Annotated in this window: 11 protein-coding genes; 4 read left to right on the top strand and 7 right to left on the bottom strand. The window is 58.5% G+C overall.

The window, feature by feature from the left end:
* Positions 1-124 precede the first annotated feature (124 nt).
* The 4 genes from HB680_RS31470 to HB680_RS31455 all read left to right on the top strand — a co-directional run bounded on the left by HB680_RS31470 (position 125) and on the right by HB680_RS31455 (position 5335).
* On the top strand, positions 125-1420 hold the full coding sequence (locus HB680_RS31470; RefSeq protein ID WP_213942167.1) for a murein hydrolase activator EnvC: 1296 nt from the start codon (positions 125-127) through the stop codon (positions 1418-1420).
* 31 nt (positions 1421-1451) lie between these two features.
* The gene (locus HB680_RS31465; RefSeq protein WP_213942166.1) at positions 1452-2780 is read left to right on the top strand and encodes a S41 family peptidase; all 1329 of its coding nucleotides are present in this window, start codon (positions 1452-1454) and stop codon (positions 2778-2780) included.
* Between the two features lies 1 nt (position 2781).
* Entirely contained in the window at positions 2782-3558 is a 777-nt protein-coding gene (locus HB680_RS31460; protein ID WP_213942165.1) for a divergent polysaccharide deacetylase family protein, read from the top strand.
* Positions 3559-3838: 280 nt separating this feature from the next.
* Positions 3839-5335 carry a serine protease gene (locus HB680_RS31455; RefSeq protein ID WP_213942164.1) on the top strand — a complete coding sequence of 499 codons (1497 nt, stop codon included), beginning with the start codon at positions 3839-3841 and terminating at the stop codon, positions 5333-5335.
* On the opposite strand, the gene HB680_RS31450 is transcribed toward HB680_RS31455, so the two are convergent.
* The 7 genes from HB680_RS31450 to HB680_RS31420 all read right to left on the bottom strand — a co-directional run bounded on the left by HB680_RS31450 (position 5326) and on the right by HB680_RS31420 (position 11298).
* Positions 5326-6081: an ABC transporter substrate-binding protein gene (locus HB680_RS31450; RefSeq protein ID WP_213942163.1), complete on the bottom strand. Its 756-nt coding sequence runs from the start codon at positions 6079-6081 to the stop codon at positions 5326-5328. The two genes, HB680_RS31455 and HB680_RS31450, sit on opposite strands and share 10 nt — an antisense overlap.
* Before the next feature lie 77 nt (positions 6082-6158).
* Entirely contained in the window at positions 6159-6929 is a 771-nt protein-coding gene (hisF, locus tag HB680_RS31445; protein ID WP_007972752.1) for an imidazole glycerol phosphate synthase subunit HisF, read from the bottom strand.
* Between the two features lie 91 nt (positions 6930-7020).
* Complete coding sequence (hisA, locus tag HB680_RS31440) at positions 7021-7770, bottom strand: 1-(5-phosphoribosyl)-5-[(5-phosphoribosylamino)methylideneamino]imidazole-4-carboxamide isomerase (RefSeq protein ID WP_090176772.1); 750 nt, start codon at positions 7768-7770, stop codon at positions 7021-7023.
* A 103-nt stretch (positions 7771-7873) separates the two neighbouring features.
* On the bottom strand, positions 7874-8134 hold the full coding sequence (locus tag HB680_RS31435; protein ID WP_210624034.1) for a DUF2164 domain-containing protein: 261 nt from the start codon (positions 8132-8134) through the stop codon (positions 7874-7876).
* A complete protein-coding gene (hisH, locus tag HB680_RS31430) occupies positions 8135-8773 on the bottom strand; it encodes an imidazole glycerol phosphate synthase subunit HisH (RefSeq protein WP_090176778.1) in 639 nt (212 codons plus the stop codon).
* Entirely contained in the window at positions 8773-9366 is a 594-nt protein-coding gene (hisB, locus tag HB680_RS31425) for an imidazoleglycerol-phosphate dehydratase HisB (protein WP_003218037.1), read from the bottom strand. Before hisB ends, hisH begins: the two co-directional genes overlap by 1 nt.
* 267 nt (positions 9367-9633) lie before the next feature.
* Positions 9634-11298, bottom strand: a complete 1665-nt coding sequence (locus HB680_RS31420) for an OFA family MFS transporter (RefSeq protein WP_213942162.1) — start codon at positions 11296-11298, stop codon at positions 9634-9636.
* Positions 11299-11531: the final 233 nt, after the last annotated feature.

Genomic DNA, 11531 nt, shown 5'->3' with positions numbered 1-11531 from the left:
TTGGTTTTGGTGTGTTTTCAGCGACAACTCCGCTCCAGTTATCACACAGCCCCAATTGGGCATTTTTTTTGCGGCGCTTGCCGGGCATACTAGGCCGTCCCTTTCCCTGGTATCACCCGCCTCTATGCTTCGCGTCCTGATAGCCCTCGCTCTGACTTGCCTGCTCCAACCGGCCTTTGCTGACGAGCGCGCGCAAACCCAACAACAGTTGGACGCCACGCGTCAGGACATTGCCGAGCTGAAAAAACTGCTGGGCAAGCTGCAGGAAGAGAAATCCGGTGTGCAGAAGGATCTCAAGGGCACCGAGACCGAGATGGGCAAGCTCGAAAAGCAGGTCGATGCCCTGCAAAAAGAGCTGAAGAAAAGCGAATCCGAGCTGCAGCGACTCGATGGTGAGAAAAAAAAACTCCAGAGCGCGCGCATTGAACAGCAGCGACTGATCGCCATCCAGGCCCGCGCGGCCTATCAGAATGGTCGTCAGGAGTACCTCAAGCTGTTGCTCAACCAGCAGAACCCGGAAAAATTCGCCCGAACCCTCACCTATTACGACTACTTGAGCCAGGCCCGCCTGGAGCAACTGAAGAATTTCAACGAAACCCTGCGCCAACTGGCCAACGTCGAAAAAGACATTTCGATGCAACAGGCGCAGTTGCTGGTGCAAAAAAGTAGCCTCGACAGCCAGCGTGAAGAACTCGACAAAGTCCGTCAGGAGCGCCAGCAAGTCCTGAGCAAGCTCAACGACGACGTCAAGGCTCGCGATCAGAAGCTGGCCGCCCGCGAGCAGGATCAGGCAGACCTGTCTAAAGTCCTTAAAACCATCGAAGAAACCCTGGCCCGTCAGGCTCGTGAGGCAGAAGAAGCGCGGCAAAAAGCGCTGATTGCCCAGCAGGAAGCCGAAAAAAAGCGTTTACGTGAGGCTCAGGAACAGGCCGACGCCAATACTGATGCCCCACGCAAACCCGCTAAACCGACCCCTGGCGCGCTGGTTTCCAGTTCAGGCGAGACCTTTGGCGGCGCATTTGCTTCAGCCCGCGGCAAACTTCCATGGCCGGTTGATGGTCGACTGTTGGCGCGCTTCGGCGAAAGCCGCGGCGACGATGCCCGGACCAAGTGGGACGGCGTGATGATCAGCGCCTCGGCCGGCAGCCAGGTGCACGCCGTTCACGGCGGGCGCGTGGTGTTCGCCGATTGGTTGCGCGGTGCCGGGCTGCTGGTGATTCTGGACCACGGCAATGGTTTCTTGAGTCTTTATGGTCACAACCAGACGCTGCTCAAGTCTGCGGGTGACGTGGTTAAAGCCGGTGAGTCCATCTCCACTGTCGGTAACAGTGGCGGGCAGGACACACCCGCGTTGTATTTCGCAATTCGTCAGCAGGGTCACCCGAGTGATCCAGCGCAATGGTGCCGTGCGCAAGGATAAGCACTGCACCTAATTCAGGAGTTCGTTCGACATGCTGCATTTGTCCCGCCTTACCTCGCTGGCCCTGACGATCGCCCTGGTGATCGGCGCGCCTCTGGCGTTTGCCGCTCAACCTGCCACGGCGGCTGCGCCAGCTCCTGCACCTGCGGGCACCGCTGCGACCACCAAGGCGCCATTGCCCCTGGAAGAGTTGCGCACCTTTGCCGAGGTCATGGACCGGATCAAAGCCGCCTATGTCGAACCGGTAGACGACAAGACCCTGCTGGAAAATGCCATCAAGGGCATGCTCAGCAACCTCGACCCGCACTCCGCCTACCTGGGCCCAGAAGACTTCGCTGAGCTGCAGGAAAGCACCAGCGGCGAATTCGGCGGCCTGGGCATCGAAGTCGGCGCCGAAGACGGCTTTATCAAAGTGGTGTCGCCAATCGACGACACGCCTGCCTCCAAGGCCGGGATCCAGGCCGGCGACTTCATCGTCAAGATCAACGGCGCACCGACCCGCGGCCAGAGCATGACCGAAGCCGTGGACAAGATGCGCGGCAAGATCGGCCAGAAAATCACCCTGACTCTGGTTCGCGACGGCGGCACGCCGTTCGACGTGGTGCTGACCCGCGCCACCATCCAGGTCAAGAGCGTCAAGGCCCAGCTGCTGGAATCCGGCTACGGCTACATCCGCATCACTCAGTTCCAGGTCAAGACCGGCGACGAGGTTTCCAAGGCCCTGGCCAAGTTGCGCAAGGACAACGGCAAGAAGCTCAACGGCATCGTGCTCGACCTGCGTAACAACCCGGGCGGTGTGCTGCAAGCAGCGGTGGAAGTGGTCGACCACTTCATCACCAAAGGCCTGATCGTCTACACCAAGGGCCGCATCGCCAACTCCGAGCTGCGCTTCTCTGCCACCGGCAAAGACGAAAGCGAAGCGGTGCCAATGGTTGTGCTGATCAACGGCGGCAGCGCCTCGGCCTCGGAAATCGTCGCCGGCGCCTTGCAGGATCAGAAACGCGCCGTGCTGATGGGCACCACCAGTTTCGGTAAAGGCTCGGTACAAACCGTGCTGCCGCTGAACAACGACCGCGCCTTGAAGATCACCACCGCGCTGTACTTCACGCCGAATGGTCGCTCGATCCAGGCTCAGGGCATCGTGCCGGACATCGAAGTGCGCAAGGCCAAGATCACCAACGAACAGGACGGCGAGTACTTCAAGGAAGCCGATCTGCAAGGTCACCTGGGCAATGGCAACGGCGGCGCCGACAAACCGACGTCCAGCAGCAAGGCCAAAGCCATGCCGCAGGATGACGATTACCAACTGGCCCAGGCCCTGAGCCTGCTCAAAGGGCTGAGCATCACCTCCGGCCGCTGAGATGCGCCTGCGGTTCATCCTCGGTCTGCTGTGCTGTCTGGCGGGTGCTGCTCATGCAGAGCCCGCCAAGACGTCCTCTCACAAGGCTTACCTGACACTGATCATCGATGACCTGGGGCAGAACCTGCCCCGGGATCGTCGCGTGCTCGCCCTGCCCGGCCCGGTGACCACGGCGATCATGCCCGACACACCCCACGCTGCCGAGTTCGCCCGCGAAGCCCATCGCGCCGGCAAGATTGTCATCCTGCACATGCCCATGGACCCGGCCACCGGCCCGTTCGCCTGGCATCCCGACCTGCCTATCGAAGAACTGGAAAAACGCCTCAACGCCGCGTTCAAGGCTGTGCCGTATACCGCCGGCATCAACAACCACATGGGCAGCCGCATGACCGCTCAGCAACCGGCGATGGCCTGGTTGATGGCGGACTTGCAGCGCCGGCATAAATTCTTCGTCGACAGCCGCACCAGCGCACAAACCGTGGGCGCGGCTGAAGCACAGAAGATCGGCTTGGCGAGCGTTTCGCGGGATGTGTTTCTCGATGACGAGCGCACTGAGGCGGCGATCTTCACGCAGTTACAGACAGCGATCAGCCTGGCGCACAAGCAAGGTTCTGCGGTGATGATCGGGCATCCGTATCCGCAGACCCTGGCGGTGCTGGAGCGAGAACTGCCGAAGCTGAAGGCTCAGGGGATTGACTGGATCGACATCAAATTGATGATCAGCGTGCGCAGCAATCGGGCGACTGCTGCTCATGGCAAGGATGGCGTTTACCGATAATTCGTCACACCACAAACCATTGTGGGAGCGAGCTTGCTCGCGAATGCGCTGTGAAAGCCAACATTCATCTCGACTGACACTACCTCTTCGCAAGCAAGCCCGCTCCCACATTGTTTGGTGTTGAGCCAACTCACTTATTAATCCGCGAACTTAACAACTACCATCAAATCTCGTATTAACAACGAGACATACTTCGTCGCCCTTCTACCCACTTCATTCATTTACACTCACACCCGCACTAAGAAATTAACTATTCACACCCAAAGACCAAGGATCGGTCATGCACATTAAAACTGCTGCGCTTGCAGCTTTTACACTGGCAACACTTGCATTTACTCCTTACACACTTTCTCAACAAGCACCGGAATCGCCAAACGCCGTCCTGTTAAATAACAAGGAGGGGGGAAACAGCAAGTGGAACGGCATTGGAAGCATGTTTAGAAATGCCAACCGTCATTGCACCGCAAGTTTGCTGGATACTCGCAGCGTCAGTCGAACCGCGACCGGGCCTGCTTATATACTCACCAATGCACACTGCGTCTCCCTCGTCTCCGGGGCACTAGCCAACGCCCCCTATGAAGGCCAGGTGCAGTTCAATTATTTTCACGACACTCTGGAGGGCGCCAAGCGTTACGACATCAACAAGGTCAGTTGGGCCAGCCTCGCCAGCTCTGATGTCGCTATCCTGGAACTGAAAACGCCTCTGAACACACTGCTGAAAGACGGCATTACCCCCCTCAAGCTGGCCGCCTACGCACCCACAAAACCTGGTTTGGTTCACGTCATCGGCGCACCTGCCATCGCTCCCGGTCTCAGGCTTTCCACTTGCACCCAAGAGCCCGCAAAAACGCCCATCATCAAGTCGATAAGCGTCCTGACGCATTACCTGCAGCAAGACTGTAAAGGCATTGCTCCAGGCTCTTCGGGATCTCCCGTACTTGACGCAACTACCGGGGAAATTACCGGCGTCCTGTCTGGCACAACTTACGGTCTCTCACCCGATGATCTATGTTTCTGGCACGGAGTGTGTGACGGCAATAAAACATCGTTCATTGCGTATGACCAAGCAACCCAAAGTCTTCCAGTGGACTTCCTGTCCTATTGCTTCACTCATGAACGATTTAATATCGATGCCCAGCGTTGTACATTAAAACCAAACTTTAATTTCAAATCCGAAAGAAATGCCGACGTCGCATTGCATAGAAAACCGGCCGACCACCATGAAAAAGGCCCCACTTGGGGCGTCGACTTTTCAATGAGCACACCTTTCTATCGATTTAAAGCGGTACGTGATGCACACGCGTGTTATGCGTCTGATCACTATAGCGGCACACTGAGTTCGACCAATGCGAGAATTGATGCAGAAATCGGTCGAGAGGAGGGCCTGTATTATCTTTGCCTTCTGGGAGTTGAATCCGCCGAGCAACGACCGAGTACCGGTTTACGCAGAAATACTCAAATATTAACAGCACGCCTCGTAGAACCCGCCGCCACTCCACCGCAAGAACCGACGTTCGTCCTCGAACCCTTCGGATACTACCTCGGGGTCAAGTTACGAGAAGAACTGTCGAGGTCCATTTGGACTCAATATTATGTAGGCCCGCCGGGAGAAACCGATTGCTCGAAAATTGATCGCCAAATGTATAAACGTGCCGACACTGGATTTGTAGTGAGAGCCGATTCTCTTCCCCGGACGCTGTGCAGCTATACCGAAAGCAGGGATTTCAGCACATCCAATGTTCGTACAGATTTGCTGGAATACCCGGATCAGAGATAACGCGCCATGATGTCATCCACTACGCCTTCCTTGCGCATCTGATCCAGCGCCGCTTGCAGCTTGGCGACGATCTCATCCGGCACGTCTTTATTCAGCGCCAGGTACAACTCGGCACTGTTGAAACGCAACACGGTCTTGAGCCCGGTCACGCCGTCCTGACGCGCCAGATAACGGCCCGCCGGGTCGCCGGTGGCCCATAGATCAATCTGGCCGCTCACCAACTTCTTGGCGTTGTCCTGATCCCGCAGCACCACAATCGGCTTCAACCCTTCCTTGGCCAGGGTTTCGGCAATCGCATCGCCCTTGTAGGCGCCGATTTTGTACTTGCGCGCCTGTTCCAGCGTCTCGAGGGTGATCTTGCTGTCAGCCTTGGCCAGCATGATCCAGTCATCCGGGCCGATCGGGCCGACCCATTTGAAGAGCTTTTCGCGATCCGGCAACCGCGCCATCACGAACACGCCGTAACCGGGTTTCTCCAGGGCGAGTTTGTAGATCCGCTCCCAAGGGAAACGCAGGGTCAGGCTGTAGGTGATGTCAGTGCGCTTGAACATCTCGCGGACGATGTCCACGGCGATGCCATTGATATTCTCGTCCTGAGCGAAGTTTTTGCCGTTCTTCGCCATGTTGTAAGGCGGGAAGTTTTCCGTCAGCAACACCAGATCGGTGGCGGGACTTTCTTCGGCACGGGCTCCGTTGATAAGCAACAGAGAAGCGCTGGCGAGGACGAGAAGAAAACGTTTGAGCATGTCGGGCTACCGGAATCCATGGCGTGCCCAAGAGTGCCCTGAGCCCGCCATGCTGTCCACTGGCCTGTATCGGTTTGTTAGCGCATTACGATGCCGCGATGGGCCATGTAGGCCTTCGCTTCCTGCACGGTGTATTCGCCGAAGTGGAAAATACTCGCCGCCAGCACCGCGCTGGCGTGGCCTTCGATGATGCCGTCGGCCAAATGCTGCAGGTTGCCGACACCGCCGGAAGCGATCACCGGAATGCCCAGCGCGTCGCTGATGGCGCGGGTGACGCCAAGGTCGAAGCCGTTTTTCATGCCATCCTGGTCCATGCTGGTCAGGAGGATTTCGCCGGCGCCCAGGCCTTCCATCTTCTTCGCCCATTCAACGGCGTCGAGACCGGTCGGCTTGCGCCCGCCGTGGGTGAAGATTTCCCAGCGCGGGGTTTCGCCCGGGCCGGAAACCTTCTTCGCGTCGATGGCGACGACGATGCATTGCGAACCGAAATGCTGCGCCGCTTCACCAACGAATTCCGGGTTGAAGACGGCAGCGGTGTTGATCGAGACCTTGTCCGCGCCGGCATTCAGCAAGTTGCGAATGTCCTGGACGGTGCGCACGCCGCCGCCCACGGTCAGCGGGATAAACACCTGGCTGGCCATGCGCTCGACGGTATGCAGTGTGGTGTCGCGACCATCGACGCTGGCGGTGATGTCGAGAAAGGTAATCTCGTCGGCACCCTGCTCGTCGTAACGACGGGCGATTTCTACCGGATCACCGGCGTCGCGGATGTTCTCGAACTTCACACCTTTGACGACCCGGCCGTTATCCACGTCCAGGCAAGGGATGATGCGTTTGGCCAGAGCCATGCTTAATCTCCGATTAAGAGTTGCAAGCTTCAAGCTACAAGCTGCAAGAAAGAGCGGATCGCGGTCGCGCTTCTAACGTGCAGCTTGCAGCTTACAGCTTGGAGCTGGTCGCGTAGCTATCGCAAAAAGCCTGGGCTTCTGCCACATCCAGCGTGCCCTCATAAATCGCGCGACCTGTGATTGCGCCGATAATGCCTGGCGCCTTTGCGTCGAGCAGCGACTTGATGTCACCCAGGTTGTGAATGCCACCGGAGGCGATCACCGGAATGCGCGTGGCAGCGGCCAGCGCGGCGGTGAACGGCACGTTGCAGCCCTGCATCATGCCGTCTTTGGCGATGTCGGTATAAACGATCGCGGACACGCCGTCGGCTTCGAATTGCTTGGCCAGGTCGATCACCTGAATGGTGCTGATTTCAGCCCAGCCGTCAGTAGCGACAAAACCGTCTTTAGCGTCGAGGCCAACGATGACCTTGCCTGGGAACGCGCGGCAAGCTTCGGCGACGAAGGCCGGGTCTTTCACGGCTTTGGTGCCGATGATCACGTAGCTCACGCCCGCTTTCACGTAGTGCTCGATGGTTTCCAGGGAGCGAATACCGCCACCGATCTGAATCGGCAGGTTCGGGTAGCGCTTGGCAATCGCGGTGACCACTTCGCCGTTGACCGGCTGGCCTTCGAAGGCGCCGTTCAAATCGACCAGATGCAGACGGCGGCAACCGCCCTCCACCCACTTGGCAGCCATGCTCACCGGGTCATCGGAGAACACCGTGGAATCTTCCATGCGGCCCTGGCGCAGACGAACACAGGCACCGTCCTTGAGATCGATAGCGGGAATAATTAGCATGCTTTTTCCTTCGTCAAAAGAGCTGCAAGCGGCAAGCTATAAGCTGCAAGCACGCACGCGTTTCTACTTCTTGCAGCTTGCAGCTTAAAGCTTGCCGCTGCTCCTATTCTTTCTCGAGCGCCCACAGGTCGCTTTCGATGCTTTCGAACCTTTCTTTAAGGTGCGTCTGCACATCGAAAATCGCCCTGTTGTAATAGTGCGGCGCGATTTCGCGGGTAAACAGCTCAAGAATTTCCGCCGCTTCGAACGAACCCAGGTCCAGTTCGAAGCGATCCTCCATGAACCGCTTGATCTTGTGATTGGCCTCGTTCTCCTGCTCGGGAGTGAGGGTCAGGATCGGCGGCTTGGATTTCTTGGCGGCCATTTACCAGCGACCATCCCACGCGGCGAAGTTCTGCAGCAATTGCAGGCCATGGGTATGGCTTTTCTCCGGATGGAACTGCACGGCGAAACGCGAGCCATCGGCCAGCGCCGCAGCGAAATCGACACCATAGTGACCGCCACCCACCACTTGCCGCGCATTACCGGCAGCGATGTAGTAGCTGTGCACGAAGTAGAAACGCGCCAGGTCTGGAATGTTGTGCCACAGCGGGTGACTCACCGTCTGCTTCACTTCGTTCCAGCCCATGTGCGGGACTTTCAGGTGTTCGCCGTCTTCATGCAGGTCTTTGCCAAAGAACTTCACCGCGCCCGGGAACAGGCCGATGCAGTCCACGCCATCGTTCTCTTCACTGCTGTCGAGCAAGGCTTGCATGCCGACGCAGATGCCGAGGAACGGACGGTCCTGACTGACTTCACGCACCAGCGAGTCGAAGCCCAGGCGACGGATCTCCGCCATGCAATCGCGAATCGCGCCGACGCCGGGGAAAACCACGCGGTCGGCTTCGCGAATCACATCGGCATCGCTGGTGATCAGGACCTTGCCGGCACCGACGTGCTCGAGGGCCTTGGCCACCGAGTGCAGGTTGCCCATGCCGTAATCGATTACCGCGACCGTCTGCATTACAGAACGCCCTTGGTCGACGGCATTTGCCCAGCCATGCGGTCATCCAGCTCTACCGCCATGCGCAGGGCGCGGCCGAAAGCCTTGAACACGGTTTCGATCTGGTGGTGAGTGTTGGTGCCGCGCAGGTTGTCGATGTGCAGGCTGACGAGCGCGTGGTTGACGAAGCCCTGGAAGAATTCCTGGAACAGGTCGACGTCGAAGCCGCCAACGGTGGCGCGGGTGTAGGGAACGTGCATCTGCAGGCCAGGGCGCCCGGAGAAGTCGATCACCACGCGCGACAGCGCTTCATCGAGCGGCACATAGGCGTGGCCGTAGCGACGGATGCCTTTCTTGTCGCCGATGGCTTTGGCAAAGGCCTGACCCAGGGTGATACCGACGTCTTCCACGGTGTGGTGGTCGTCGATATGCAGGTCGCCCTTGCTGACAATATCCAGGTCGATCAGCCCGTGACGGGCGATCTGGTCCAGCATGTGCTCAAGAAAAGGAACACCGATATCAAATCGGGCCTTTCCGGTGCCATCCAGGTTGATCGAGGCTTTGATCTGGGTTTCCAGAGTGTCGCGCTCGACAGACGCCTTACGTTCGGCCATCACCAGCTCCGCAAAATCATTGGGCGAAAAAGGCAGCCATTATAGGGGCGCGGGCCGGAAACAGAAACACGCGAGGTGATATGGCTGACGGATAGACTCCCGTGCTGTCGGGGATAGACATGTGCATACAAGCGGATTTGCGGGCACCTCAAACAAATGTGGGAGCGGGCTTGCTCGCGAATGCGGTACATCAGTCAATACATGTAGCGACTGACACACCGTCTTCGCGAGCAAGCCCGCTCCCACAGGGGTAGTGCGTTTACTGACTTAGTGGAACAACACTGCAGTCTTCTGCAGGGTCACCCACACACCCCACGCCAACGGAATCCCCACCACCAGCCATGCAGCAATCGCCAACGGCTTGCTGCCCGGCGCGGCTTTCCACTCCAGCACGGTGCTGCTGTCAGCACCCTTGTCGTGGCCCAGCGCCTGTTCGGCGGCCAGTTCAGCGTCGGTCATGAAGTACTTGTCAGCCACCGGACGCACCAGCAGGTTGCAGAGAAAACCCAGCACCAGCAGGCCCGCGAGGATGTACAACGTGATGTCGTAAGCCGCGGCACGTTCAACGCCGATGCTCAGTTGATACTCACGCAGGTAGTTCACCAACACCGGACCCAACACGCCCGCCGCCGCCCACGCCGTCAGTAGACGACCGTGGATCGCGCCAACCATTTGGGTACCGAACAGGTCAGCCAGGTAAGCCGGAACAGTCGCAAAACCGCCGCCGTACATCGACAGAATGATGCAGAACGCCGCCACGAACAGGGCAACGTTACCCAGGTGACCCAGGTTCGGAATCAGCGCGTACAGGGCAAAGCCCAGGGCGAAGAACACGAAATAGGTATTTTTACGACCCAGGTAGTCGGAGAACGACGCCCAGAAGAACCGGCCACCGATGTTGAACAGGCTCAGCAAACCGGTAAAACCGGCAGCAATCGCCGCGATCGAAGCCAGTTGCCCGGCGTCCAGTTTGCCGAACGGCAGGTCGACACCGATCAATTTACCGCCGAACACTTCCTGCAACAGTGGCGAAGCCATGCCGAGGATGCCGATACCGGCGGATACGTTCAGGCACAGCACCAGCCACACCAGACGGAATTGCGGGGTTTTCCACGCGACGTTCACGTGGACGTGACGATGAGTGATCATCGCGTTCGCCACTTTTTTCGCCGGAGCGGTCCAGCCCTCAGGCTTCCAGCCGGTTGGCGGAACACGGTAAGACAGTGCGCCGCCGATCATGAACACGAAGTAGATCGCGGCCATCACCAGGAAGCTCTGCCATACGCCCACGCCAGTCGGCGAAGCGAAGTGGCTCATCAAGGCTGCGGCCAATGGAGCACCGACCATCGCGCCACCACCGAAACCCATGATTGCCATGCCCGTCGCCATACCGCGCTTGTCCGGGAACCACTTGATCAGGGTCGAGACCGGCGAGATATAACCCAGGCCCAGGCCGATACCGCCAATGACCCCGGAGCCGATCCACATCAGCCAGATCTGGTGGGTATAAATCCCCAGCGCCGAAATCAGCAGACCGCCACACCAGCACAGGGCCGATACAACGCCAGCCTTACGTGGCCCGGCGTGTTCCAGCCAGCCACCCCAAATCGCTGCCGAGCAGCCGAGGAAGATGAAGAACAGGGTGTAGATCCAGCCGAGCATCGAGATCGGCCAGTCGCATTGGGACGAGAAGACTTGCGAGATGAAACTCATGTCCGGCGCACAAGCGACCGAAGCGGTGACGCCCAGGGCCTTGGACAGCGGCAACCAGAACACCGAGAAGCCGTAGGCCATGCCAATGCACAAGTGGATGGCCAAAGCGGCCGGTGGTACCAGCCAACGGTTGAAACCAGGCTTGGCGATGATGCGTTCCTTGGACAGGAACCCGGGCTGGTCGGCTCTGATGCCGTCCGCCGTGATGCTCGTGCTCATTGTGTATCCCCCAATTATTAGTATGGTTCGCCAGCCACTCCTCACCTCCGGCCTTATATGCACGCAGGCATGACCTTTTTTAAGTGAAGCTCCATTTAGGCGCGACGTTAAGTCGCAGAAGGACGGACGAACCCGCAGAGGTTACCATTTGCTCGTGACAGAAAAACCAAACTGACATCACCTTTTGTATGTCGTCTGATCTCTTTTCTCTGTAGGAGCTGCCGCAGGCTGCG

The organism is Pseudomonas sp. dw_612, assembly GCF_018449725.1.
Classification (GTDB): Bacteria; Pseudomonadota; Gammaproteobacteria; order Pseudomonadales; family Pseudomonadaceae; genus Aquipseudomonas.
Note: the sequence above shows the minus strand (reverse complement) of the source record. Positions and strands in the feature narration are given on the sequence as shown.